This is a genomic window from Flavobacterium sp. DSR3-2 (assembly GCF_049896525.1).
Taxonomy (GTDB): domain Bacteria; phylum Bacteroidota; class Bacteroidia; order Flavobacteriales; family Flavobacteriaceae; genus Flavobacterium.
Genome location: NZ_JAFCUM010000001.1, coordinates 701347 through 727780, shown reverse-complemented (window position 1 = coordinate 727780; position 26434 = coordinate 701347). Strand labels below are relative to the sequence as shown.

At 35.8% G+C, this 26434-nt stretch carries 28 protein-coding genes and 2 tRNA genes; 10 read left to right on the top strand and 20 right to left on the bottom strand.

All coding sequences use genetic code 11. The annotated features are described in order from the left end of the window. Positions 1-107: 107 nt before the first annotated feature. The 4 genes from ACP7AV_RS03255 to ACP7AV_RS03240 are packed head-to-tail and all read right to left on the bottom strand — an operon-like array spanning position 108 to position 2310. Positions 108-860 carry a UDP-2,3-diacylglucosamine diphosphatase gene (locus ACP7AV_RS03255; protein WP_426090740.1) on the bottom strand — a complete coding sequence of 251 codons (753 nt, stop codon included), beginning with the start codon at positions 858-860 and terminating at the stop codon, positions 108-110. A gap of 4 nt (positions 861-864) precedes the next feature. Further along, positions 865-1329 carry a 6-pyruvoyl trahydropterin synthase family protein gene (locus ACP7AV_RS03250; RefSeq protein ID WP_426090739.1) on the bottom strand — a complete coding sequence of 155 codons (465 nt, stop codon included), beginning with the start codon at positions 1327-1329 and terminating at the stop codon, positions 865-867. A gap of 33 nt (positions 1330-1362) precedes the next feature. Then, a complete protein-coding gene (locus ACP7AV_RS03245; protein WP_426062814.1) occupies positions 1363-1536 on the bottom strand; it encodes a hypothetical protein in 174 nt (57 codons plus the stop codon). Between the two features lie 6 nt (positions 1537-1542). Beyond that, complete coding sequence (locus ACP7AV_RS03240; protein ID WP_426090738.1) at positions 1543-2310, bottom strand: enoyl-CoA hydratase/isomerase family protein; 768 nt, start codon at positions 2308-2310, stop codon at positions 1543-1545. Between the two features lie 125 nt (positions 2311-2435). Between ACP7AV_RS03240 and ACP7AV_RS03235 the strand changes: the two genes are divergently transcribed. From ACP7AV_RS03235 to ACP7AV_RS03220, 4 genes are all read left to right on the top strand, one after another. Continuing rightward, positions 2436-2512 (top strand) — tRNA-Ala (locus ACP7AV_RS03235). A 49-nt stretch (positions 2513-2561) separates the two neighbouring features. Further along, on the top strand, positions 2562-2816 hold the full coding sequence (locus ACP7AV_RS03230; protein WP_426062812.1) for a GIY-YIG nuclease family protein: 255 nt from the start codon (positions 2562-2564) through the stop codon (positions 2814-2816). A 104-nt stretch (positions 2817-2920) separates the two neighbouring features. Next, positions 2921-3175, top strand: a complete 255-nt coding sequence (locus ACP7AV_RS03225; RefSeq protein ID WP_426090737.1) for a GIY-YIG nuclease family protein — start codon at positions 2921-2923, stop codon at positions 3173-3175. Between the two features lie 104 nt (positions 3176-3279). Beyond that, positions 3280-3534, top strand: a complete 255-nt coding sequence (locus ACP7AV_RS03220; RefSeq protein ID WP_426090736.1) for a GIY-YIG nuclease family protein — start codon at positions 3280-3282, stop codon at positions 3532-3534. A 133-nt stretch (positions 3535-3667) separates the two neighbouring features. On the opposite strand, the gene mtgA is transcribed toward ACP7AV_RS03220, so the two are convergent. Together mtgA and ACP7AV_RS03210 are read right to left on the bottom strand one after the other, a co-directional pair. Next, positions 3668-4414, bottom strand: a complete 747-nt coding sequence (gene mtgA, locus ACP7AV_RS03215; protein ID WP_426090735.1) for a monofunctional biosynthetic peptidoglycan transglycosylase — start codon at positions 4412-4414, stop codon at positions 3668-3670. After that, on the bottom strand, positions 4414-5526 hold the full coding sequence (locus ACP7AV_RS03210) for an NAD(P)/FAD-dependent oxidoreductase (RefSeq protein WP_426090734.1): 1113 nt from the start codon (positions 5524-5526) through the stop codon (positions 4414-4416). The genes mtgA and ACP7AV_RS03210 overlap by 1 nt, the downstream gene beginning before the upstream one ends. Positions 5527-5761: 235 nt before the next feature. Between ACP7AV_RS03210 and ACP7AV_RS03205 the strand changes: the two genes are divergently transcribed. After that, positions 5762-7663 carry an alpha/beta fold hydrolase gene (locus tag ACP7AV_RS03205; protein ID WP_426090733.1) on the top strand — a complete coding sequence of 634 codons (1902 nt, stop codon included), beginning with the start codon at positions 5762-5764 and terminating at the stop codon, positions 7661-7663. Between the two features lie 62 nt (positions 7664-7725). On the opposite strand, the gene accC is transcribed toward ACP7AV_RS03205, so the two are convergent. The 6 genes from accC to pdxA form a co-directional block, all read right to left on the bottom strand. After that, the gene (gene accC, locus ACP7AV_RS03200) at positions 7726-9072 is read right to left on the bottom strand and encodes an acetyl-CoA carboxylase biotin carboxylase subunit (protein WP_426062805.1); all 1347 of its coding nucleotides are present in this window, start codon (positions 9070-9072) and stop codon (positions 7726-7728) included. An 84-nt stretch (positions 9073-9156) separates the two neighbouring features. After that, positions 9157-9636 (bottom strand): acetyl-CoA carboxylase biotin carboxyl carrier protein, encoded by a 480-nt coding sequence (accB, locus tag ACP7AV_RS03195; protein ID WP_426090732.1) that lies wholly within the window; start codon positions 9634-9636, stop codon positions 9157-9159. A 23-nt stretch (positions 9637-9659) separates the two neighbouring features. Continuing rightward, a complete protein-coding gene (locus ACP7AV_RS03190; protein WP_426090731.1) occupies positions 9660-10658 on the bottom strand; it encodes a beta-ketoacyl-ACP synthase III in 999 nt (332 codons plus the stop codon). 170 nt (positions 10659-10828) lie between these two features. Further along, the gene (gene rpmF / locus ACP7AV_RS03185) at positions 10829-11023 is read right to left on the bottom strand and encodes a 50S ribosomal protein L32 (RefSeq protein ID WP_007137315.1); all 195 of its coding nucleotides are present in this window, start codon (positions 11021-11023) and stop codon (positions 10829-10831) included. Between the two features lie 9 nt (positions 11024-11032). Further along, a complete protein-coding gene (locus tag ACP7AV_RS03180; protein WP_426090730.1) occupies positions 11033-11575 on the bottom strand; it encodes a YceD family protein in 543 nt (180 codons plus the stop codon). A gap of 85 nt (positions 11576-11660) precedes the next feature. After that, positions 11661-12710, bottom strand: coding sequence for a 4-hydroxythreonine-4-phosphate dehydrogenase PdxA (pdxA, locus tag ACP7AV_RS03175; RefSeq protein ID WP_426090729.1), 1050 nt, complete (start codon positions 12708-12710; stop codon positions 11661-11663). 58 nt (positions 12711-12768) lie between these two features. Here pdxA and ACP7AV_RS03170 point away from each other — a divergent pair, with 58 nt between their 5' ends. Then, entirely contained in the window at positions 12769-13356 is a 588-nt protein-coding gene (locus tag ACP7AV_RS03170) for a riboflavin synthase (protein ID WP_426090728.1), read from the top strand. A gap of 32 nt (positions 13357-13388) precedes the next feature. Here ACP7AV_RS03170 and ACP7AV_RS03165 read toward each other — a convergent pair whose 3' ends face one another. The 3 genes from ACP7AV_RS03165 to mce form a co-directional block, all read right to left on the bottom strand. Beyond that, positions 13389-13616 (bottom strand): hypothetical protein, encoded by a 228-nt coding sequence (locus tag ACP7AV_RS03165; RefSeq protein WP_426062799.1) that lies wholly within the window; start codon positions 13614-13616, stop codon positions 13389-13391. A gap of 195 nt (positions 13617-13811) precedes the next feature. Continuing rightward, positions 13812-13885, bottom strand: a tRNA-Ile gene (locus tag ACP7AV_RS03160). Between the two features lie 142 nt (positions 13886-14027). Further along, positions 14028-14429 (bottom strand): methylmalonyl-CoA epimerase, encoded by a 402-nt coding sequence (gene mce / locus ACP7AV_RS03155; RefSeq protein WP_426063062.1) that lies wholly within the window; start codon positions 14427-14429, stop codon positions 14028-14030. A gap of 210 nt (positions 14430-14639) precedes the next feature. Here mce and ACP7AV_RS03150 point away from each other — a divergent pair, with 210 nt between their 5' ends. Beyond that, a complete protein-coding gene (locus tag ACP7AV_RS03150; protein WP_426090727.1) occupies positions 14640-16292 on the top strand; it encodes an Ig-like domain-containing protein in 1653 nt (550 codons plus the stop codon). Between the two features lie 3 nt (positions 16293-16295). On the opposite strand, the gene ACP7AV_RS03145 is transcribed toward ACP7AV_RS03150, so the two are convergent. Beyond that, positions 16296-17066, bottom strand: a complete 771-nt coding sequence (locus ACP7AV_RS03145; protein ID WP_426090726.1) for a nitrilase family protein — start codon at positions 17064-17066, stop codon at positions 16296-16298. 72 nt (positions 17067-17138) lie between these two features. On the opposite strand from ACP7AV_RS03145, the gene ACP7AV_RS03140 reads away from it, so the two are divergent. Then, positions 17139-17702, top strand: a complete 564-nt coding sequence (locus ACP7AV_RS03140; protein ID WP_426090725.1) for a hypothetical protein — start codon at positions 17139-17141, stop codon at positions 17700-17702. Between the two features lie 117 nt (positions 17703-17819). Here ACP7AV_RS03140 and ACP7AV_RS03135 read toward each other — a convergent pair whose 3' ends face one another. From ACP7AV_RS03135 to ACP7AV_RS03120, 4 genes are all read right to left on the bottom strand, one after another. Further along, positions 17820-18566 carry a succinate dehydrogenase/fumarate reductase iron-sulfur subunit gene (locus ACP7AV_RS03135; RefSeq protein ID WP_426062795.1) on the bottom strand — a complete coding sequence of 249 codons (747 nt, stop codon included), beginning with the start codon at positions 18564-18566 and terminating at the stop codon, positions 17820-17822. A gap of 88 nt (positions 18567-18654) precedes the next feature. Continuing rightward, complete coding sequence (locus tag ACP7AV_RS03130) at positions 18655-20655, bottom strand: fumarate reductase/succinate dehydrogenase flavoprotein subunit (protein WP_426062794.1); 2001 nt, start codon at positions 20653-20655, stop codon at positions 18655-18657. 13 nt (positions 20656-20668) lie between these two features. Continuing rightward, the gene (locus tag ACP7AV_RS03125; protein WP_426090724.1) at positions 20669-21334 is read right to left on the bottom strand and encodes a succinate dehydrogenase cytochrome b subunit; all 666 of its coding nucleotides are present in this window, start codon (positions 21332-21334) and stop codon (positions 20669-20671) included. Positions 21335-21798: 464 nt separating this feature from the next. Beyond that, positions 21799-23280: a helix-turn-helix domain-containing protein gene (locus ACP7AV_RS03120; protein ID WP_426090723.1), complete on the bottom strand. Its 1482-nt coding sequence runs from the start codon at positions 23278-23280 to the stop codon at positions 21799-21801. Between the two features lie 161 nt (positions 23281-23441). Here ACP7AV_RS03120 and aceB point away from each other — a divergent pair, with 161 nt between their 5' ends. Both aceB and aceA read left to right on the top strand, forming a co-directional pair. Further along, positions 23442-25043: a malate synthase A gene (gene aceB / locus ACP7AV_RS03115; protein WP_426090722.1), complete on the top strand. Its 1602-nt coding sequence runs from the start codon at positions 23442-23444 to the stop codon at positions 25041-25043. A gap of 68 nt (positions 25044-25111) precedes the next feature. Next, positions 25112-26392: an isocitrate lyase gene (gene aceA / locus ACP7AV_RS03110; protein WP_426062790.1), complete on the top strand. Its 1281-nt coding sequence runs from the start codon at positions 25112-25114 to the stop codon at positions 26390-26392. The last annotated feature ends 42 nt before the right edge of the window (positions 26393-26434 follow it).

Genomic DNA, 26434 nt, shown 5'->3' with positions numbered 1-26434 from the left:
ATATATACAAAAAGAAGACGCTAATGGATAACCACTAGCATATTTGTAAGTTTTTTATACACTCGAAACAAAAAAGGAAGGAATGGAAAAGAACCAATTAAAATTTATTAATACTTTTTAATCTCAAAATTTTCACCATCAAAAACACCATAGGTAAAATACGTAATCCAATCGCCTAGATTCACATATTCAGCATTTTCACCCACAGTAACTTTCATTGGCAAATGACGATGCCCAAAAATAAGGTAATTGTAGTGTTTGGTTTCCAGTTTTCTTTTGGAATAGAGAATGAGCCATTCATTATCTTCACCAAGAAAAGTCACATCTTCATCGCCAGAAATCAGTTTGTTTTTTACCGAAAGGTATTGCGCCAGTTTCACGCCAATATCCGGATGAAGCCATCTAAAAAGCCATTTAAAAAACGGATTTGTAAATATCTTTTTCATGCGTTTGTATCCTAAATCGCCGGGACCTTTTCCGTCACCGTGGCCAATTAGGAATGTTTTATCCCCAAAAGTATATTCTTGATTGACATGAAACACAGGAATATTAAGTTCTTTCTGGAAATAATCTTCCATCCATAAATCATGATTTCCCACAAAGAAATAAATAGGAATACCTGAGTCTCGGATTTCGGCGAGTTTGCCTAAAATACGAATAAACCCTTTTGGGACTACGGTTTTGTATTCGAACCAAAAATCAAATAAATCGCCCAGTAGAAAAATAGCTTCCGCGTCGTCTTTTACCTCGTCGAGCCACGCTACGAATTTTTGTTCTCTAGGAAGACTTAATTCCGTTGTTGGTGCACCAAAATGCTGATCGGAGGCGAAATATATTTTTTTGTTATTGGGTAATTGCATGGAGTTACAGAATGGATTGCATGTTATCACTGGCAAACCACTCCGCAAAAGAAGATTCGGTTTCTTGTAATTTTAACGAAAAAAGAGAAATTCCCGCGGGTAATCTGCTGATGATTCTCTGAGAAAAATCAACTACCATGTTCTCGCTTGTTGGTTGGTACTCTACCAAAATAACGTGGTGTCCTCGGCTAATTAATTCCTGTGCCAATTCGATATGAGGTGTTGTTCCGTTAAAAACTGTCGCATGGTCAAATTGATCGACAATTTCTTCTTTCACAATATTCTTTAAATCTGTGAAGTCAATCACCATTCCAAATTTCACATTAGAACGATCTGTTATTGGAGTTCCAATTACCGTTACTGACAATTTATAACTATGTCCGTGGACATTTTTACATTTCCCGTCATAGCCGTATAAGGCGTGTCCGGTTTCGAAACTAAATTGTTTTGTAATTCTGATATTGCTCATCGGAGTTTAATTTTGATGCAAATTTAATAATAATTATAGGTCTTTGTCTCTTTTTTTTGCACTGGTGTACATCCAGTAAGCCAAAGCAAGTAAAACAACAAAAGGAATAAAGGATCCAACAACAATCCCTATTTGATAATTGCTGTCTGTTGCATTTTTTAGTTTTTCTTCAATGTTTACTCGTTGAACAAGCATCAGAATTTTCATAACGAACTATTTTTTAAATTGTAATAATGCTTTTTTGGTAAAATCAGATAACACCAATCTTCCAGAAATAGCGGCTCTCTCTAACAAAAGTGTTTTCCATTCTTGGGTACCATCCCACAACACTTTTTTCATTTCGGCTAATGCTTCAGGATTATAACTGGATAATTTAGCGCTAAAATTAGCTATTGCGGCATCCAACGCTTCGATGGTTTCAAAAGTATTAGCATACAATCCTTTGGCTACGGCCCAATCAGCAGTTTTCCATTCGTGAGCTGCAAGCGTCATTTCGGCCATTGCAGTTTTTCCAATTTTCTTCGAAACGACAGGTTCTATTACAAAGGGACCAATTCCGATAGCCAATTCTGATAATTTTATTGATGCATTTTTTGTAGCCAATGCATAATCACAAGCGGAAGCAATTCCTACGCCGCCACCAACTGCTTTTCCGTGAATGCGCCCCACGATAAGCTTGGAACACAAACGCATTGCATTGATTAAATGGGCAAATCCAGAAAAGAACTCGGTTCCTTCTGATTCATTGGAAACAGCCAAAAGTTCATCAAATGAAGCACCTGCACAAAAAGCACTTGTGCCTTCACTTTGTATAATTATCACCGAAACAGTTGGATTGGCACTTAAATTATTGAATTCAGTAGTGAGTCGGTCTAACAATTCTCTCGGAAAAGAATTACTTGAAGGATGACCAAATGTAACAGTTGCAATTTTATTCTCGATAGTTGTAACGAGTGAGCCTGTTGGGTTTTCTGATGCCATAGCGGGGATTTTGATGTAAAGTTAAAAAAAGTAAAGCAGGATTTGACTTTTTTTAAAATAGAATGGATTTGTATTTTGAAATTTGCTTTTTGGAAAATTTATATGTTATATTTGCCGTATAATTTGGGGGATTAGCTCATTTGGCTAGAGTGCTTGCCTGGCAGGCAAGAGGTGATCGGTTCGAATCCGATATTCTCCACCAGCAATACCAAGCCTTACAGCAATGTGAGGCTTTTTTTATTTTAAAGCCAATGTTTTATACTTATATTATTTTCTCTAAAACTCTGGATAAATACTACACAGGTTCTTGTGAAAATATTGAAAACAGACTTAATGACCATTTAAATAGTAGAAGCACATATACAAAAGTGGCTAAAGATTGGATTCTAGTTTATTTTGAAAATTTTGATTCTCGGTCGTTAGCTGTACAAAGAGAAATGGAAATCAAAAAGAAGAAAAGCAGAAAATATATTGAATTTATAATATCAAAAAAATCATTTGAATAGAGTGTCCCGAAAGCTTTCGGGAAGGTGATCGGTTCGAATCCGATATTCTCCACCAGCAATACCAAGCCTTACAGCAATGTGAGGCTTTTTTTATTTTAAAGCCCATGTTTTATACTTATATTATTTTCTCTAAAACTTTGGATAAATACTACATAGGTTCTTGTGAAAATATTGAAAACAGACTTAATGACCATTTAAATACTAGAAGCACTTTTACAAAAGTGGCTAAAGATTGGATTCTAGTTTATTTTGAAAATTTTGATTCTCGGTCGTTAGCTGTACAAAGAGAAATGGAAATCAAAAAGAAGAAAAGCAGAAAATATATTGAATTTATAATATCAAAAAAATCATTTGAATAGAGTGTCCCGAAAGCTTTCGGGAAGGTGATCGGTTCGAATCCGATATTCTCCACCAGCAATACCAAGCCTTACAGCAATGTGAGGCTTTTTTGATTTTAAAGCCTATGTTTTATACTTATATTATTTTCTCTAAAACTCTGGATAAATACTACACAGGTTCTTGTGAAAATATTAAAAACAGACTTAATGACCATTTAAATAGTAGAAGCACTTACACAAAAGTGGCTAAAGATTGGATTCTAGTTTATTTTGAAAATTTTGATTCTCGGTCGTTAGCTGTACAAAGTGAAATGGAAATCAAAAAGAAGAAAAGCAGAAAATATATTGAATTTATAATATCAAAAAAATCATTTGAATAGAGTGTCCCGAAAGCTTTCGGGAAGGTGATCGGTTCGAATCCGATATTCTCCACAGAACAAAACCGTAATATCTTTTAAGTAAGAGTTTACGGTTTTTTATTTTTAGAGATTGTATTTTCATACTTAATTCAAATTATTTTGGATATTCAATTTTTCCTACTTGACGCATCACGCGTACAATTTTTGCTTTTCGCCTGTTAATGTATGTGGAAGAACTTGTAGCAGAATATTTTCTTGGATTAGGCAAAATCGCTGCTATTCCTGCGGCCTGCATTAGTGTTAAACTGGAAGCATCTTTTCGGTACCAATGTTCTGTGGCTGCTTGTGCTCCATAGACCCCATTTCCCATTTCGATACTGTTCAAATACACTTCCATGATGCGTTCTTTTCCCCAAATGATTTCAATCAGAACAGTGAAATACGCTTCAAGTCCTTTTCTCAAATAACTTCGGCCTTGCCAAAGAAATACATTTTTGGCTGTTTGTTGCGATATTGTGCTTCCACCTTTTATTCTGCGGCCACGTTCATTGCTTTTATACGCTTTTTGCATGGCCACAAAATCAAACCCATTGTGTTTTAGAAACGTTCCATCTTCACTGGCGATCACCGCTTTTTGAAGATTCATCGAGATATTTTCAATTGGTTCCCAGTCGTGGCTAAAGAAAACTTCTTTTCCGGCTACCTTATTTTCAATTCCACGGATCACCATTAATGGGGTAAACGGAACGGGTACAAATTTAAAAAACACCACAAAAAACAAAGAGATTCCGAGGAACCACAATACTATTTTGAGTAAAAAACGAGTTAGTTTGCTCATAAAAGAGGTTGGTTCTTTTTTAATGGGTTGTTTTGATTTCCTGGGCGTTATTTTTGTTGCCATTACACTAAATCTGCTAATTCTGTTCCAATTAAACTTCCTATTGCCACTCCCATTCCACCCAATCGCACACCGCAATAGACATTATCAGACAGTTGTGAAACGATAGGATTCTTACTATTGCCAATACCCATGATACCGCTCCAACGGTGTGCAATTTGGAAATCCTGATTCGGCAAAATTACTTCTTTTAATAATTGTTCCAATTTATTTTGGACAATTTCTGTTTGTCCAAATTCAGTTGTATTTTCCGTTTCAAAATCGAGGTTTCTTCCCCCGCCCAAAAGTATTCTATCGCCAATATTCCTGAAATAATAATACCCTTTATCCAAGTGAAAAGTCCCTTTTATATCTAAATTTTTAATCGGTTCTGTAATCAAAACTTGTGCTCTAGCAGGTTTAAGCGCGCCATTTGTTAATGTATCAGCAAAGCCATTTGTTGCAAATAGTATTTTTTGGGCACTAAAACTAAAATCACCAAGCGCCACTTCCACTTGATTTCCTTTGTCGAAATAGGAGGTAACAGTTTGTTGGTTTAGGATTAAGATATTTTTAGAAACCGCTTCTTTTAACAGCGCTTGCATCATATTTCCAGTATCTATTTGTGCTTCAAACGGATTGAAAACCAGATATTCCTGTATGCCACGAAACCCAAATCGATCAACTTCCTTGGCAAAAACATCGGCTTTGAATAGTGGTCTTAAAATTTCATTGATAAATGGTAATTTCCCAACACAATCACTAAAACAACTTTCATCGTCTTTTAAAAACAACTCATATCCGCCGTAGGGCTTAAAATCTATCGTGTCATCACCCAATCTTTTTCGCAACAACTGCAGGCCTTTCCATCGTTTTTGAACAAGATGAATGACTTCCTCTTCCGAGTGGGATTTTAAATCGTCTATGATTTCTGAAAGACTTCCAAAACACGCAAAACCGGCATTTTTAGTACTCGCGCCTTGCGGTAACATTCCTTTTTCCAATACTAAAATTTTGCTTTTAGGGAATCTTTCGCGCAAGCGTAATGCAGCATGCAAGCCCACAATCCCACTTCCTACAATGGTATAATCTACATCAGTAAACCAGTTTTTTAATTCCCAATAGCTCAAATCCATGTCCAAATTTTTTTATAAAATTAATAATTTTTTGGATTTATTCTGGATTTATTTCAGGAGCTAATCCCGCTATCCGTTACAATCTTTCTAGTCCTGAACTTGTTTCAGGATCCTGAAACAAGTTCAGGACTAGAAAGGATTTCCACTGCTATCGGGGCTAAAAAGCAAGTGTTAAAAACGAAAAAACATTAAATTAAATTGGCTAATTTTATCATTCGAAAAAACTATTTTTAAAATGAAAAAAGTACTGCTTATACCCTTATTAATGATGAGTTTAACTACTATGGCACAAAATGTAATGACTCCAGAACTGCTTTGGAAACTGGGAAGAGTAGCTCCTTTAGGTATTTCCAAAGATGGAAAAAATGTAGTTTATAAAGTGACAACTCCTTCTGTTCAAGAAAATAAATCGGATACAAAATTCTACACTTTGCCCGTAAATGGTGGAAATCCAACCGAAGTAAAAGATACTAAAGACCTATTAAAAGACAAAAACAGTTCTCCAGACGGGAAATATATCGTTTACAATGAAGAAGTAAAAATCGAAAAAGTTCATGGAAAAGATTTTTATCCGGAACTGGAAAAATCAGATGTTCAAATCTACGATGGGTTGAATTACCGTCATTGGGATACTTGGAACGAAGGCAAATTTAATCATGTTTTTTATAAAGAGAACAAAGATGGCGCCGTGGGAATTGACATTTTAAAAGGAGAAAATTTTGACAGTCCTCAAAAACCTTTTGGTGGCGATGAAGATTACATTTGGTCGCCAGACAGCAAAAGCATCCTTTATGTGAGCAAGAAAAAAGCAGGAACTGACTATGCTCTTTCTACCAATACCAATATCTTCGAATATAACTTAGAAACTGGAAAAACTATTAATAGAACTGAGGAAAACCTAGGATATGATACCGCTCCACAATTTTCTCCCACAGGAAATTTAACTTGGTTACAAATGAAACGAGACGGTTATGAAGCCGATAAAAACGATCTGATTGTTAGCTTTAAAGGAATAAAAATGAATCTTACAGCAAATTGGGACGGAACTGTAGACAATTTCATGTGGAGTATTGACGGGAAAAAAATATTTTTTGTCGCGCCTGTAGATGGAACAAAACAGTTGTTTGAAGTTAATTTTCCGGGGATGACCAAAATAGCAATTACCGTTCGCCAAATCACTACGGGAGAATTTGATGTCAATGATCTGGTTGGTTTTTCCGGCGGTACCATTATCGTGACGAGAACCGACATGAATCATGCTGCGGAAATATTTTCTTATAATCTAAAGAAAAACACATGGAAACAACTGTCCAATGTCAATACAATAACCTATGCTTCTTTGGCGCTAAGCAAAACCGAAAGAAGGTATGTAACGACAACTGATGGCAAAAAAATGTTAGTTTGGGTGATTCTTCCTCCTAATTTTGATGCTTCTAAAAAATACCCAACGCTTCTGTATTGTCAAGGCGGACCACAATCTCCGTTGACACAATTTTATTCGTACCGATGGAATTTACAGTTGATGGCCGCTAATGGTTATATTGTTGTGGCTCCAAACCGTCGCGGCATGCAAGGCCATGGCGTAACATGGAATGAGCAAATCAGCAAAGACTGGGGCGGACAGGTAATGGATGATTACCTATCAGCGATTGATGACGTGTCTAAGGAAAAATATGTTGACGCAACTCGTTTGGGATGCGTTGGTGCCAGTTACGGTGGGTATTCTGTTTTTTATCTGGCTGGAATTCACAACAACCGATTCAAAACTTTCATTGCCCACGATGGCGTTTATAACACCCAAAGCATGTTTGGAACTACCGAAGAAGTTTTCTTTAGCAATTGGGATTTTGGCGGTGCTTATTGGGAAAAAGATAATGCCATAGCCCAAAAAACCTACACGACATTCAACCCAATGACCAGTGTAGAAAAATGGAATAAACCTATTTTAATTATTCAGGGCGGAAAAGATTTTCGTGTACCAATAGGTCAAGGTCAAGAAGCTTTTCAAGCAGCACAAATGCGCGGAATAAAAAGCAGATTTCTGTATTTCCCAGAAGAAAACCATTGGGTGCTGAAACCGCAAAACGCTCAGGTTTGGCAAGGAGAATTTTTTAGATGGTTGAAAGAAACTTTGTAGATTAATTAAAAACAAAAAAAACCTTGCATTCCTGCAAGGTTTTTACTTAAATAAAGTGTTTTTTATTCTGGATCGTTCATTTTGAAAGTATCCATAAATGCAGTGGTATAATCTCCGGAAATATAACGAGGATCATCCATTAACTGTCTGTGGAAAGGAATAGTAGTTTTTATACCTTCGATAACAAACTCATCTAAAGCTCTTCTCATTTTACTGATTGCTTCCTCGCGAGATTGAGCTGTAGTAATAAGTTTTGCAATCATAGAATCATAATTTGGCGGAATAGTGTACCCTGAATATACATGAGTATCTAAACGAACTCCATGTCCACCTGGCATATGCAATGTTGTTATTTTTCCTGGAGACGGACGGAAATCATTATAAGGATCTTCCGCATTGATACGGCATTCAATAGCATGCAATTGAGGCAAATAATTTTTTCCTGAAATAGCAACTCCTGCGGCTACAAGAATTTGTTCACGAATTAAATCATAATCAATAACTTGTTCTGTAATAGGATGCTCTACTTGGATACGAGTATTCATTTCCATGAAGTAGAAATTGCGGTTTTTATCAACCAAAAATTCTACAGTTCCAGCACCTTCATATTTAATGTATTCAGCTGCTTTTACAGCTGCTTCACCCATTTTAGTACGCAATTCATCTGTCATAAATGGTGAAGGCGTTTCTTCTGTCAATTTTTGATGACGTCTTTGAACGGAGCAGTCTCTTTCAGAAAGATGACACGCTTTTCCATAAGAATCGCCTATAACTTGAATTTCAATATGACGAGGCTCTTCAATTAATTTCTCCAAATACATTCCGTCATTCCCAAAAGCAGCTGCAGATTCCTGACGTGCACCTTCCCATGCTTTTAACAATTCCTCTTCTTTCCAAACGGCACGCATGCCTTTTCCACCACCACCAGCAGTTGCTTTCAGCATTACTGGATAACCAAAATCTCTTGATAATTGTAAGGCTTGATCATACGACTCTAAAATACCTACTGAACCAGGAACGCAAGGAACTCCTGCTTCAATCATAGTTGATTTTGCAGAGGCTTTGTCTCCCATTCTATCAATCATCTCTGGAGATGCTCCAATAAATTTGATCCCATGTTCCTGACAAATTTTTGAAAATTTAGAATTTTCAGAAAGGAATCCGTATCCTGGATGTATTGCATCTGCGTTTGTAATTTCGGCAGCGGCAATAATATTTGACATTTTTAAATAGGATAAGTTGCTTGGAGGAGGCCCTATACAAACCGCTTCGTCAGCAAACTTTACATGAAGACTTTCGGCATCAGCAGTAGAATAAACAGCTACTGTTTTGATCCCCATTTCCTTACATGTTCTAATTACGCGTAACGCAATTTCCCCTCTATTTGCAATTAATATTTTTTTAAACATCTTATTTTAAATTTAAAATTTAAAATTCCGATAGTCAAAATTCAATTTGGAATTGGAATTTTGACTATCGGAATCTCAAAAATATTATGACGGATCTACTAAGAATAAAGGTTGGTCAAATTCAACTGGTGACATATCATCAACCAGTATTTTCACAATTTTACCAGAAACTTCAGATTCAATTTCATTAAATAATTTCATGGCTTCGATTACACAAAGAACGTCACCTTGAGCAATTGTTTTTCCTACTTCAACAAACATTGGTTTATCCGGAGACGGTTTTCTATAAAAGGTTCCAATGATTGGTGATTTTATAGTAATGTAGTGAGAATTTTCTATTACTGGAACTTCGGGTGCAGCTGCCACCGGCGCAATTTGCTGTGGCGCTACCGCTTGTTGAAGTGTTGCTTGAGCAGGCATTTGTTGAACATACGTGGTTTCTGTTACATTACCTTCTAAAGTTGTTCTGATAGTAATTTTCACATCATCCATCTCCAACTTAACTTCTGCAACTCCTGAATTTGCTACAAACTTGATTAGATTTTGAATTTCTTTTAAATCCATAATTATTTGTTTTTAGTTTAAATTTATTTTTTATCGTATGCCCATTTTAGATAAATAGATCCCCATGTGAATCCACCTCCAAAAGCGGCCAAAATTATCGTGTCTCCTTTTTTCAATAAATGTTCGAAATCGCTGAGTACTAATGGTAAAGTTGCAGATGTGGTATTTCCGTATTTTTCGATGTTCATTAAAACCTTAGAATCTTCTAAATTCATTCTATTGGCAGTAGCATCAATAATACGTTTGTTGGCCTGATGAGGAACCAACCAATCTACATCTTCATTCGTCAAATTATTTCTTTTCAAAATTAATTCGCTTGAATCTGCCATATTGGTCACCGCATATTTAAACACTGTTTTACCGTCTTGGATAATATTGTGTTTGTTGTCTTTTACTGTTTCAAAAGAAGTTGGGTGAAGCGATCCACCGGCGTCGATTTTCAAAAAGTCTCTGCCAATTCCGTCACTGCGTAAGTACTCGTCTTGCAATCCTAAACCCTCATAATTGGGCTCAAATAAAACTGCACCCGCGCCATCACCAAAAATTATACAGGTTGACCTGTCAGTGTAATCAACAATAGAAGACATTTTATCAGCTCCAATCAATAATACTTTTTTATATCTTCCTGATTCTATATAAGCAGCGGCAGTTGACATTCCAAATAGGAAACTGGAACATGCAGCCTGTAAATCATAAGAAAAAGCATTTGTTGCTCCAATTTGAGTGGCAACGTATACTCCTGTTGAAGCTACCGGCATATCCGGTGTTGCGGTTGCCATTATCAATAAATCTATTTCCAAGGGATCTATATTCGCTTTAGCTAATAAATCTTGCGCGGCTTTTATAGCCAAAAAAGAAGTTCCCTTGTCTACATCTTTAAGGATTCTTCTTTCTTTTATTCCTGTACGAGAGGTGATCCACTCGTCATTGGTATCAACCATAGCTTCGAGCGCTTTGTTCGTTAGTACAAAGTCTGGAACGTAGGCTCCAACAGCGGTTATTGCGGCTGTGATTGTATTCATCGTATGCGTTTATTTCTTGTCAAATGTTCCCATTTGAAATTTTTTAAAAGACCTGAAAATTACAAAAAAAATTCCATTCTCTTTGATTTGGAACTTCTTATTTAATTAAATTATAGACAACAAAAAAACTCTCACGATGTGAGAGTTCGAATATCATTTACAAAAATGTATTAAGCAACAGCTACAGACTTATCTATAACAACTTGCCCTCTGTAATACATTTTACCTTCATGCCAATACGCTCTGTGGTATAAATGTGCTTCTCCAGTGATAGGACAAGTAGCGATTTGTGCTACGGTAGCTTTGTAATGTGTTCTTCTTTTATCTCTTCTTGTTTTGGAGATTTTTCTCTTAGGATGCGCCATTTTACTATATTATTTATCCGTTAATAGTTGCTTTAATTTGTCCCATCGCGGGTCAATATTTTCTTCTTCTTTATTTTCTACTTTTTCTTCCTTGATTGTAAGTTCATTGAGCTTAGTCAAAGCTTCTGTTTTTAAGCTTCCGTCTTTTATACCGGGATGAACCCGTCTTAGAGGGACTGATAACACAATCATTTCATAGATATATTGTGCAATATCTATCTCAAACTCCCCATGAGGTAAAATCAATAATTCCTCATTGTCATTATTATATTCTTCACCAAAACGAACTACTAATTTCATCTTACCTTTTATTGTCAGATCGAAATCTTCACTGGTAAGATCACAAGGTACATTTACGGTACCTTTATGCTTAAAATTCAACTCTAACAGCGTACTTTTTTTCTCTAAAATTACATTTACTTTGATATTTGAATCTTGATATTCGTTATAATCAAAGATTTCAAAGAACGCATTACTGATTTGATACTCAAAATGATGTTTCCCTAGCTTTAATCCTATAAAAGGAATTAAATATTCTTTTGTGTTCTTCATTTCAACAACAATTTGCCCCTAAACTTCGGGAGTGCAAAGATATAAAATTATTGCAAATCTAATAATGTTATTCACTTTTTTTTGTTCACAACTGCTTTTCTTTTGTTTTCAATGGTTTTGCACTGATTTCGGCATATTGATTTCTTGAATGGTAAATATCTATCGCCAGATATACCGCCTCTTTGAACGAGTTGAAATCCGCTATCCCTTTGCCCGCTATATCGTAAGCGGTACCATGGTCAGGTGAGGTTCTAATTTTATTTAAACCCGCAGTGTAATTTACTCCTTTACCAAAAGATAATGTTTTAAAAGGAATCAATCCCTGATCGTGATAGATAGCGATAACCGCATCATAATTATCGTATTGGTTATTACCAAAAAAGCCATCTGCTGGAAAAGGCCCAAAAACCATAGTTCCTTTATCAAATATCTTTTTTAAAGCCGGTTTTAGTATCAAATCATCCTCTGTACCAATAACACCACCGTCGCCACAATGCGGATTTAACCCCAGCACCGCAATTTTAGGCTTATTAATACTGAAATCCTGAATCAAAGACTGTTTGACTGTTTCAATTTTTTTCTTAATCAATTCTTCCGTAAGATGAGAAGCCACTTCGCTTAAAGGAATATGATCCGTCATTAACCCTACTCTCAAATTATCCTGAACCATCAACATAAGTGCATTTCCCTCTAATTCTTGGTCTAAATAATCCGTATGTCCTGGAAACTTAAATTCCTCAGATTGAATATTGTATTTATTTATTGGCGCAGTTACTAGCAAATCGACAAGTCCGTCCTTTAAAGCTTTGGTTGCAGCAACAAAGGATTTTATTGCATATTCTCCCGCTTTTGGATCACTTACACCCGGACTCAAATCAACTCCTTCCCGCCAAACATTCAAGACATTAATTTTTCCAGGAACAATTTGATCCAGTTTATCAATACCGTGCAGCAAGGAAGTTGATTGAAAACTTTTTTTTACAAAGGACAACAACTTCACATTCGCAAAGATAACAGGAGTACACAATTCTAACATTCGAGCATCCTCGAATGTTTTTAAAACAACCTCGCTTCCAATACCGTTTAAATCTCCAATAGAAATTCCTACGATTATATTTTCTGCTTTTTTCATCATGACATACCGTTATTTATTGCTAATTTTGAAGTGCAAATTTAGTAAAATAAAACAAGAAATGTTTACAGGAATTATAGAAACCCTTGGCACCATCCAAGAAATAAAAAAAGAGAACACTAACGTGCATATCACAATGAATTCATCAATTACCAGCGAACTTCAAATAGATCAAAGTGTCGCTCATAACGGGATATGTCTCACTGTTGTTGCTATAGAAGACAGCTCCTACACCGTAACTGCCATAGCAGAAACGATAAAAAAAACAAATTTATCGGATTGGAAAGTTGGCGACAGTGTTAATCTGGAAAGAGCAATGAAATTAGGTGACAGACTTGATGGCCATATCGTTCAAGGTCATGTGGATCAAACAGGAATTTGCATCATTGCTGAAGCAACTGACGGAAGCTGGCTGTACACATTTGAATACGATGAAAGCCTAAACAACATTACTATCGAAAAAGGGTCAATTACAGTTAATGGAGTAAGCTTGACAGTGGTAAACTCAGCGAAAAATCAATTTAGCGTAGCGATTATCCCTTACACGCATGAACACACTAATTTCAAAAATTTTGAAGTTGGCACAAAAATCAACCTTGAATTTGATGTGATTGGAAAATACGTTTCCCGATTGTATGCCAACAAATAACAATTCTATTCTTTAAAACAAAAAACTCCAATTTAAATTGGAGTTTTTTGTTTTAAACTAAAGCTATAAATGACGTAAATTCCAAGCAACAAAGCAATCAACATCAGTATTAAAATATTTTCATCAATAGGTAATCCAGGAGGCGGAGGCGGCCTTCTTCTTCCAACTGGAGAAGGCGGCGCTTGATTGGCTGCAAAAGCATTAGAAATGCCTATTACAAAAATCATTAAGGAAAAAAAAACGATTTTAAAAAACTTCATAAATTTTGCAAAATAAAAGAGAAATCATTCTTACTGATTAATTTTCAGTAAGATAGAATTTTCTGTAAAATAAACACATAGTTTTAACAAAAACAACAACACTCTTAATAAAAGCATGTTTTTTGATAAAAAAAGCGCTTAAGCCTACTATAAATAAAAAAATCTTTCAAAAATTTGAAAGATTTTTCTTTAATGTGGTCCCACCTGGGCTCGAACCAGGGACCACCTGATTATGAGTCAGGTGCTCTAACCAGCTGAGCTATAGGACCGGTTTAGAGTGTGCAATATTACCACTATTTTTCATTTGCTCCAAATATTTTGGACTTAGATTTTAAGATAGTTCAATTATTAACTTATTTTCCACAGAAACCAACTGACTACTAACATACTACCTTGATGTCTATATTTAAATTATTTTATTTCCTGACACAATTCAATTAAGACACCATTGGTGCTTTTAGGATGCAAAAATGCAATTAACTTATTATCAGCACCTTTTTTTGGAGTCTCATTCAAAACTATAAATCCTTCTTTTTTCAAACGTGCTATTTCTGAGACAATATCCTCAACATCAAAAGCAATATGATGAATTCCTTCCCCTTTTTTTTCTAAAAACTTAGCAATAGGACTTTCTGGGTTAGTTGCCGCCAAAAGCTCAATTTTATTTGGTCCATTCATAAAAAAAGAGGTAGTGACTCCTTCCGTTTCTACATCTTCAAATTTGTAAGCCGGAGCGCCAAAGAGTTTTTCAAAAACTACATTAGAAACTTCTAAATCCTTAACCGCAATCCCAATATGTTCTATTTTTCTCATCATTTACACTATTAATTCAACCTTGGTTTCAAATTCATAAAGCACACTAACTGCAATAAAATTTGTTTGACGTAAAATTAAACATTAAAAAGAAAAAACAACTGCCCTGATAAAAGATAAGTTGCATCAAATCCCTCATAATAATTCGATAAAAAATACCAATCGCACGAATTATAATTGTTATTTTGTAAATTCTAATTTAGAATTGATATGTTAAAAAACAATTTAAAATACTCCCTATTCGTATTTCTTTTTATTGCTGCAGGTTGCGCCAAAAGAGGTTCTATCACTGGCGGATTGAAGGATACCATAGCCCCTGTTTTGAAAATGAGTTTCCCAAAAAACTTCAGCACTAACTTCGAAGGAAATGAAATCAAGTTGGTATTTGATGAAAATATTAAACTGAAAAACCTAAATAAACAGTTGATTATTTCACCACCTATGAAAAATGAGCCGCTGATTTTACCAACAACGGCGAGTAAAACGATTTCGATCACGATAAAAGACACGCTTCAACCTAATACAACGTACAGCTTTAATTTTGGACAAAGTATTGCTGACAACAATGAAGGAAATCCTTTGAATCAATTCCAATATGTATTTTCAACTGGTGACTATATTGACTCTTTGAGCCTTGGCGGATCAGTAAAAAGCGCTTATGATAAAGAGGTCGAACCGTTCGTTTCCGTAATGCTTTACGAGGTGAATGATAGCTTCAAAGACTCTATTATTTATACCCAAAATCCAAGATACGTTACCAACACTTTGGACAGTTTGACAACATTTCGTTTAAACAACTTAAAATCTGGAAAATACCTTCTCGTAGCTATGAAAGACTACAACAGCAACAATAAATACAATCCAAAAACAGACAAAATTGGGTTTAACAAAGGCTTTATTACTATTCCAAATGATACGCTTTACGAATTAGAGTTGTTTAGAGAAACCCTTCCTTTTAAAACTTTCAAACCAAGTCAAGCATCCGGAAACCGATTGCTCATGGGATTTGAAGGCAAAATAAATTCTGCCGCTGCAAGACCAAAAATAATTTTAAAAAACAACAACGATATTCTGTCTACTGTCATTACTAAATTTCCAAAAAAGGATTCCCTTCAAATCTGGTATAAACCTATAAAAGCTGATTCGCTAAATTTGGCTGTCGCCAAAGATCAGTACGCAACCAATTTCACTTTTAAAATAAAAGACCAAAAAAAGGACACGCTGAGTATTTCAGCCATACAAACAAACGATTTGAAATTTCGAGACCGGTTTACTTTAGAAAGCAAAACTCCGTTAATCAATTTCCAAAATTCAAAAATAAATCTGACCAATAATGCAAAAACAGAAGTGCCTTTTACTACTGAATACGATGAATTTAATCAAAAATTGTATTTTGATTTTAAAAAAGAACCATCAGAAAGTTACACTTTTAAAATTTTACCTGGGGCGTTAACTGACTTTTTTGAACAAACAAACGACACTTTAACGTATAAATTGAACACTAAAAGTACTGCTGATTATGGGAATCTTACCGTGCTGTTGCAAAATGTAAAACAATTCCCCGTCATTGTTGAGCTCACGAATGCAAAAGGGGATGTTTTAGCTACTGAATACACCCAAGAAAACACCACAATAAACTTTAACTTGATTGACCCCGAGCTGTACACCCTGCGAATTATTTATGACACCAATAGAAATAACGAATGGGATTCCGGTAATTACCTTGAAAAACGCCAAGCCGAAGAGGTGCTCTATTTTTCCAAAGAAATTCCTGTTCGGGCAAATTGGGATGTAAACCAGGCATTTGATTTAAGCCTTCCGTACATCCCGGAACCTAAAAAGAAAACCGACAAGAAGAATTAAAAATTATCTGTTTTCTATTTCAAAAAAATCTCTGTCGTTTAAAAAACCTAATTTTAGTCGGGTTTCCAACATTTTTTGCTTATCTAATTCTACCGGAAACAAACCTTCCGTCTCTAATGGAATTTGAATATAGTTTCCAAGAAAATCGATTGCTTGTGAATGGCCAATGTATTCATAGCCATTTGCGTCAGTACCGATTCTATTGACCCCAATCGCATAACTCATGTTTTCTATCGCTCGTGCTTTCAATAAAGCATCCCAAGCATTAGTTCTTATTTTTGGCCAACTCGCCACATAAATCAACACGTCATAGTCCTCTGAATTTCTGGAAAAAGCAGGGAATCGTAAATCATAACAAATCAACGGACAAATTTTCCATCCTAAGTAGTCCACAACTATCTTTTGGTCGCCACTTGTATAGACTTTGTCTTCGCCAGCCAAAGTAAACAAATGCCTTTTATCATAAAACTGAATTTCTCCGGAAGGAAACACAAATACTAATCTATTGTAAAAATTCCCATTTTCTTCTATAACTAAACTTCCAGTAATAGCAGAGTTTCTGGCTTTCGCCAAAACTGTCAGCCACGTTATCGTTTCGCCTTGCATAGATTCAGCGACATGTTCAGGATTCATCGTAAAACCGCTGCTAAACATTTCCGGCAATACAATTAAATCAACTGCTAAAGTGATTTCATTGATTTTTGCCTCGAAATAATTTCGGTTGGCTTTTGGGTTTTCCCAAATTAAAGGAGCTTGAATCAGGATGACTTTCATTTTTTTATTTTTTATAAAAATAAGAAATATCACAACACCATAAGTTCATTATATTAGCAAAAAAAGAACTTTATGAAAAAGATACTTCTTGTATATGCACTGTTGTGCTCTTTTTTGATTTACGGCCAGGAAAAATCAGGCGCGAAACAATTTTGGGAAAACCTGCAAAAACAATGCGGCAAATCATTTATAGGAGAAGTCAAAGAAGGCGCTTCTGATGATACTTTTCGAGAAAAAAAACTGGTAATGCATGTTCGTAACTGCGACAAAAACACGATTCGGATTCCGTTTTTTGTCGGAGACGACAAATCAAGAACTTGGGTATTGACGTACAAAAACGACCGTATTCAATTGAAACATGACCATCGTCACGAAGATGGCTCCGAAGATAAGGTGACACAATACGGTGGGACAACCACAAATTCCGGATCACCTATGCTTCAGTTTTTTCCGGCAGATCAAGAAACCGGTAATCTTATTCCAAACGCTGCTGCAAATGTCTGGTGGATTACTTTAGACGAAACTTCTTTTACGTACAATCTAAGGCGCATAGGATCAGACCGATTGTTTACTGTGAAATTTGATTTGACAAAAACGATAGCATCACCGCCGGCTCCTTGGGGATGGAAAGACTAAAAACTTTAAAACAGACCATTTTTAAATAAAAAAAACGCACTCAATTTTAACATTGAATGCGTTTTAAATTATTATCTAATCTTTCGACCGTAAACTTTGGATATTAAGACCATGTGATTACCCTTTCAAACTTGCAGATAAATATTCTCTATTCATTCTAGCAATATTTTCGAGAGAAATTCCTTTTGGACATTCTACTTCACAAGCTCCAGTATTGGTACAATTACCAAATCCTTCTGCATCCATTTGGCTTACCATGTTCAACACACGGTCAGTAGCTTCCACTTTTCCTTGCGGTAATAAGGCAAACTGAGACACTTTCGCAGCAACAAATAACATAGCTGAGGAGTTTTTACAACTCGCCACACAAGCTCCACAACCAATACATGTTGCTGCATCAAAAGCTCTGTCCGCATCATGCTTAGGAATAGGAATTGTATTGGCGTCAATAGTGTTTCCAGATGTGTTCACAGAAATAAAACCACCAGATTGCTGGATTCTATCAAATGCGCCTCTGTCAACCACTAAATCTTTTATTACAGGGAATGCTTTTGCTCTAAAAGGTTCGATAAAAATAGTATCGCCATCTTTAAATTTGCGCATGTGCAATTGACATGTTGTAACCAGACGATCAGGTCCATGCGCTTCACCATTGATGTATAATGAACACATTCCGCAAATTCCTTCGCGACAATCATGGTCAAAAGCAACAGTATCCTCTCCTTTTACGATTAATTCATCATTCAAAATGTCAAGCATTTCAAGAAAAGACATATCTGGTTCAATTCCATCGATTGGATATTCAACTATTTTTCCTTCTGAGGCGGCATTTTTCTGACGCCATATTTTTAATGTGAGTTTCATATTTTAAGTTTGAAAGTCATAAAGCCGAAAGTCGAAAGTCGATTGACATGGAGCCGTTTGACTTTAAGACGTTAGACATTAGACTAAATTATTTATAACTTCTTTGAACTAGTTTAACATTTTCGAACTTCAACTCTTCTTTATGCAATACTGCATCGCTAGGATTACCTTTGTATTCCCATGCTGCAACATATGCAAAGTTTTCGTCGTCACGTTGTGCTTCTCCTTCCGGTGTTTGATATTCTTCACGGAAGTGACCTCCACAAGATTCATTTCTATGTAGGGCATCTTTGGCAAACAACTCACCTAATTCAAGGAAATCAGCAATACGAAGTGCTTTAGCCAACTCCGGGTTAAAACTGTCTGCTGTTCCAGGAATTTTTACCTCTTTATAAAATTCTTCTCTAATTGCTGCAATTTCACTTTGTGCTTCAGTTAAACCTTCAGCATTACGCGCCATTCCAACTTTATCCCACATGATTTTTCCTAATTTCTTATGGAAATAATCCGCTGGTTTAGAACCTCCGTTATTCATTAAAGCCTCAATCTGGTGCTTAACATTATTCTCCGCTTGTTCAAATTCTGGAGAATCAGTAGAGATTGTACCCATTTTAATATCCGGTGCTAAATAATCTCCAATAGTGTAAGGAAGAACGAAATATCCATCTGCCAAACCTTGCATCAGTGCAGAAGCTCCCAATCTGTTCGCTCCGTGGTCTGAAAAGTTAGATTCTCCAATAGAGAAACAACCAGGGATTGTAGTTTGTAAGTTATAATCAACCCAAGTTCCTCCCATCGTGTAATGCACGGCTGGATAAATCATCATAGGAGTTGAATATGGATTCTCATCCACAATTTTCTCATACATCTGGAACAAGTTACCGTATTTATTAGCCACAACTTCTGTTCCTAATTTAATAACCAATGCGTTATCATTTTCGTCTAAATGCTTTAATCTTGCTTGATCCACTCCGTATCTTTCAATTGCAGCAGCAAAATCAAGATAAACAGCTTCTCCTGTTTTGTTAACACCATAACCAGCATCACATCTTTCTTTAGCCGCACGAGAAGCAATATCTCTAGGTACTAAATTTCCAAAAGCAGGATATCTTCTTTCTAAATAATAATCTCTATCGGCTTCTGCAATTTGGGTTGGTTTCAATTTTCCATCTCTAATCGCTTTTGCATCTTCTAATTTCGCAGGAACCCAAATACGGCCATCATTACGCAAGGATTCTGACATTAGCGTCAATTTTGCCTGATGATCTCCAGAAACCGGAATACAAGTTGGGTGAATTTGCGTGTAACAAGGATTGGCAAAATATGCTCCTCTTTTGTGAATTTTCCAAGCTGCAGTTACGTTACTTCCCATCGCATTAGTTGAAAGAAAAAATACGTTCCCGTAACCTCCGGAAGCAATAACTACGGCGTGAGCAGAGTGTCTTTCGATTTCTCCTGTAACCAAGTTGCGCGCTATAATTCCTCTTGCTTTACCGTTTACGATTACTAAATCCAGCATTTCGTGACGGTTGTGCATTTTTATTTTTCCACGACCTATTTGGCGATTCATTGCTGAATACGCCCCTAATAATAATTGTTGTCCTGTTTGTCCTTTGGCATAAAAAGTTCTAGAAACTAATGTACCTCCAAAAGAACGGTTGTCAAGTAATCCGCCATATTCACGGGCAAAAGGTACACCTTGAGCAACACACTGGTCAATAATATTGGTAGATACCTCAGCAAGACGGTGAACGTTTGCTTCACGAGCGCGATAATCGCCTCCTTTTACAGTATCATAAAACAAACGGAACGTTGAATCTCCATCTCCTTGATAATTTTTTGCAGCGTTAATTCCCCCTTGTGCAGCAATCGAGTGCGCACGACGCGGTGAATCTTGAAAACAAAATGCTTTTACGTTATATCCTAACTCTGCCAACGTTGCAGCAGCCGAACCTCCAGCTAAACCTGTACCAACAACAATAATGTCTAAATTACGTTTGTTAGCAGGGTTTACTAAATTAATATGATCTTTATAATTTGTCCATTTGTCCGAAATTGAACCTTCTGGAATTTTTGAATCTAATGCCATTTATAATTGAATATTAATGATTGAAATAATGAAATAATGCAATGAAAATAAATCCAAAAGGAACTACAATTGCAAAAGCGTAACCTAATGTATGCAACGATTTTGAATATTTATTATTAAAACCTACAGATTGGAACGAAGAATTAAAACCGTGCCACAAGTGTAGCGATAACAAAAGAAACGAAACGCAATAAATTGCCGTTCGAACACCACTTTCAAATTTATGCGTCAACTCAGCATAATATCTGGTTTCGTCAAGCGGATTAACCTCTACATATTTATATACCATTTCAGGAACCCAGAAATCGTAAAAATGTAGTCCCAAGAAAGCTAAAACAACTGCCCCCGAAATAATCATATTTCTGGAAGCCCAAGAAGAGTTAGCCGCCCCGTTATTCTTTGCATAAGAAATTGGTCTTGCACTGTTATTTTTAATTTCCAAAACGATACCCATTATAAAGTGGAAAACTACACCAAGAATAAGAATTGGTTGAAACACAAACTGAACCAATGGATTATTTCCCATAAAATGAGAAATAGAGTTAAAAGTATTAGGACTAAAAACCGAGGTACTGTTTATAAAAAAATGTTGTGCTAAAAATAAAATTAAGAAAAGTCCAGAAAGCGCCATAGCGACTTTTTTTGCTATCGATGACTTTAATAATGCAGATTTTGCCATAGGAATTTGAGTGAATTAATTTAAAAATCATACAAAAATAGAGCAATTAGTGATGAACTACAACCTTTTCGCTATAATTTATAATGATTTTAAAGTGTTAATCCCTACAACTCTACAATTCGCTAACAATCAATACTTAAGACGCTAAAAACCTGTGGTTTAGTTAAACAAAAGTATATAATTATGAAATTAAACCAATCCGCGGAATAACAATAATACTTAGAAAATCCTGCTAAATTTATAATATCGATAATTTTGGTCATAATTAAATTTCAAATTCCTAAAAGTTTAATAAAAACTATTTTTACAGTCTTAAATAAATTGTCATCAAACTCCTAAATTTTACTTTTTTAAGCAAAAATTTTATGATTAAAATAGGAATTTACACTATTTTTTTTATCCGTTAAACGAATAAAATTTACAGTTGAACTTTCGCTGCTTTTCTCTTAAAAGATATTATTTACTTAACTGAATTTTGTCATGTATTGCTGCACGATTGAATCCGTGTTTTCATGGCGCATTTTTTGCTCCAATTGAATTGGCGGCGAAGCTCTTTCCAAACAATTCTTAACCGCACAGGTTTCACAGGTAACCCCAACAATCTGTTTCTTAAGAGAATCATTTTCGATAAACTTAAATTTTTTCTTCATTCCCGGCGTAATCAATATACCTACCGAAATACTGCGGATACAATCTACCTTAAACGGATCCGGTGTTGCGGACGAAAAAACAAGATATTCATTTTTACTGTTTTCATAACTGGAGATTTGTGCATCAAAAAAGTGGTTTTTATTTTGCTTCAAAGACTCCTCAATTGTGCGTATAGAAACCCATCTTCGGCAGTAATGCTCATTCATTTCATTCGCATGCGGCTCTTGCTGATTGGTGATGTGTAATTCTTTCTTTATCTGATAGGTGTCCGTTCCTATTTGATGAGACAGTCGTAGAAAAAAGAGGTTTTTCAGCTGAAAATCTTTTGGTAAAATGTTAGTCAACCTTTGATAAAACGATTCCGGAGAAACATTAAACCCGCTCATCAAAGCAATCATTTCATGTGGTTTCGGATTTGTTTTTGACAGAAATAAATTCAGTTCGTCTATCAGTTTTTGTCTCGGAATAAGCAATGCTCCCGCAAAGTATGAAGCGTAAAAATTATTCAAAACTTGGTCAAAATTATCAAATTTAATCCAACTGAACGTATACAACCTATCGGTAATCTCAAGATAATTATAGGCTATTTCTTTGGCTAAAATAAATGCTTTTTGAGGTTCGTCAATATCTAATGAAAGTAACAATGTCTTGCTTTTTGGCACAAAAATCGATCTCAAATCCCCCAATTGTTCCTGTTCCGAAAAAACGAGTTCTTTTATCGTGTAGCCATATTCTTCAATTAATATCGCAGTGAGTTCTTCGATCGAAATTTTGGTGTCAATATTTACATGAAACGCTTTGGAAAACTGCAATACCTTTTGCTCTAAATCTTCAAAATAATTCGTGTGCGCTTCTTGATACGAACGCAACGAAGCCAAAAAGAAACTCTCTCTGGTCAAATTATAGTGTTGCGCAATCTCAATAATTGTACTTATAAACGCATTGACTTTTGCAGGAGCGTTAGCAATAATATCAATAAGGTCATTTTCCTGAATCCCAAAAATCTCGAGCGGAATCTCTTTTAAGATGCCCGATTTTAGGATTTCTCCAATGGGCGCCAAATTATTATCCAGTTTTAATGAAACCATATTGTCATAAGAAACATCCAGCTTTTCAGACAGTAGAATGATTTTATCCGTTTTGGGATACTTTTTACCTTTTTCAATTTCGTTCAAATACGATTTTGAAAGCTCCGTTATTTTTGCCAATCCAAATAAAGACAGATTCTTATTCGTACGTGCCTGCTTAAGTTTTAATCCAAAAATCAACTTGATATAATCCTTTTCTATGTTCATATCTCAAAGATATGCTAAAAAATATTTAAGCCAAAAAAAATATTTTTACTTTTTAGCGTACGTTCGCTTGTTTAGTAAAAAACTTTTTGTATCATTGCACTGTTAAACAATCACAAATTATCAACAAACATTCATTATTGTTAAATTAAATACGTTTTAAAATGGATTTTAAAGAAGTATATTCGAAAAATTTGTTAAATTTTTCAGAAGAAACCACCGAGCATTACCCGGAAATCTTAACTGACGAAGCCATGACTTTTTTGTCTCTACTTCATGAAAATTTTAATGAAAAAAGACACCTGCTTTTAGAGGAACGAAAAAAGCAACAAGTTTTATTTGATCAAGGTGCATTGCCCACTTTTCCTTCTGAAACAAATAGCATTCGAGAAAGTACTTGGGAAGCAGCACAAACACCAGAGGATTTATTAGACCGAAGAGTCGAAATAACCGGACCAGTAGACCGAAAAATGGTGATCAACGCATTGAATTCGGGAGCAAAAACCTTCATGGCTGATTTTGAAGACAGCACTTCACCAACTTGGAGCAATTTAATGACGGGTCAACAAAACCTGAAAGACGCCGTAAATAAAACTATTTCTCTTGAAGATAGTATAAAACATAAAAAATACAGCCTAAACGATAAAACTGCTGTACTGCTTGTTCGTCCAAGAGGATTGCATCTACCTGAGAAAAATATTTTGATTGACGGAGAACAAGCTTCTGGTTCATTAGTTGACTTTGGTTTGTATGCTTTTCATAATCACAAGCAACTTATTGAAGATGGAACGGCACCGTATTTTTATATTCCAAAATTAGAACATTATTTGGAAGCGAGGTGGTGGAATGAAGTTTTCGAATTCGCGCAGGAATATTTGGGCGTAAAAAACGGAACATTCAAAGCAACAGTTTTAATCGAGACGATAACTGCCAGTTTTCAATTGGACGAAATCATTTTTGAACTAAAAGATCATATCGTAGGTCTTAATTGCGGGCGATGGGATTATATTTTTTCGTACATCAAAAAACTAAGAAAAAACCCGGCTTTCATCGTTCCAAACCGAGATCAAGTGACCATGACTGCACCATTCATGAGTGCGTATTCCCAATTAGTTATTCAAAGATGCCACAAACGAAACATTCATGCAATAGGTGGAATGGCAGCGCAAATTCCGATAAAAAATAATGAAGAAGCCAACAAAACAGCTTTCGACAAAGTAATTGCCGACAAGGAACGTGAGGTTAAAAATGGACATGATGGAACTTGGGTCGCGCACCCCGATTTGGTTTCGCTGGCCTTGACCGTATTCGATAAATACATGCCGACCAAAAATCAGATTCATGTAAAAAGAGAAGACGTACCCGTTGCCGAAAGCGATTTACTCGAAACTCCAAAAGGAACTATTACCGAAGAAGGCGTTCGAAAAAATATCAGTATTTCGGTTTTATATATCGCTTCATGGCTTAACGGTCAGGGCGCCGCGGCGTTGCACAATTTAATGGAAGATGCCGCTACTGCTGAGATTTCGAGATCACAATTGTGGCAATGGCTTCAAAACGGAGTAGTTTTAGACAATCAAAAAGTGTTAAATGAAAAATATTATCACCGATTAGCCATGGAAGAATTTGAAAAAATCAGAAAGCTAGTTGGAGATGAAAATCATGAAAAACAAAAATACAGACTAGCCGAACAATTATTAGACATTCTGGTCGTGAACGACAATTTTATCGAATTTTTGACGATTCCTGGATATAAATACATTTAAAAAATCAATTGCAATAAAATCAATATCAGTAAAAAATTATTAAAGACCATTAAACCTTTATAAACACTATGAAAACTACAGAAACAAGAATTCAAGAATTAGTTACCGACTGGATTACGAACCCAAGATGGAATGGTATTGAGCGACCGTACACCGCTGAAGAAGTGGTGAAATTGCAAGGTTCTTATCAAATAGAACATAGCGTTGCCAGAATTGGAGCTAATAATTTATGGAACAAACTAAACGCTCAGGATTTTGTAGCCGGACTTGGCGCGCTTACCGGAAACCAAGCCATTCAAGAAGTAGAAGCAGGATTGGATGCTATTTATTTGAGCGGATGGCAGGTTGCTGCTGATGCAAATGTAGCTGGTGAAATGTATCCTGACCAATCTTTATATCCTGCTAACAGTGTTCCATTGGTAGTAAAACGTATCAATAATGCACTTTTGAGAGCAGACCAAATACAAGTAGTAAACGGAACTGCTGACAAAAAAGAATATCTGGTTCCTATTGTAGCAGATGCAGAGGCTGGTTTCGGAGGAAACCTGAATGCTTTCGAATTAATGAAAGCGATGATTGAAGCGGGAGCAGCCGGAGTTCACTTTGAGGATCAATTGAGCTCTGCAAAAAAATGCGGACATTTAGGCGGAAAAGTATTGGTTCCTACTCAAGAAGCCATCAATAAATTGATTGCAGCACGTTTGGCAGCTGACGTTATGGGAACACCAACAATTGTGGTTGCCCGCACAGATGCGGATGCAGCTAACTTATTGACTAGCGATATTGACCCACGAGATGCAAAATTCATCACGGGTGAAAAAACTGGAGAAGGTTTTTTCTATGTAAATTGTGGTGTGGAGCAAGGAATTGACAGAGGATTGAGTTATGCACCTTACGCTGATTTAATTTGGATGGAAACCAGCAACCCGGATCTTGATTACGCAAGAAAATTTGCTGAAGGAATTCACGCAAAATTTCCAGGAAAAATGTTAGCGTATAACTGTTCGCCATCTTTCAACTGGGCTGCAAAATTATCCGTGGCTGAAATGGAAACGTTCCGAGAAGATCTTGCGGCAATGGGATACAAATTCCAATTCATCACTTTAGCTGGATTCCATGCATTAAATACCAGCATGTTCGAATTGTCTAAAGCATATAAAGAAAGAGGAATGGCCGGCTATTCTGAATTGCAGGAGAGAGAATTTGCTTTGCAAAAACACGGTTTCAAAGCGGTAAAACACCAAGGTTTTGTAGGGACATCTTATTTTGACGCGGTACAAAATACTGTGACAATTGGAAAATCTTCTACAACTGCAATGAAAGACTCTACTGAAGCTGCTCAGTTTTAAACAAAGTAACAACCATAAAAAAACACGATTTCAAATGAAATC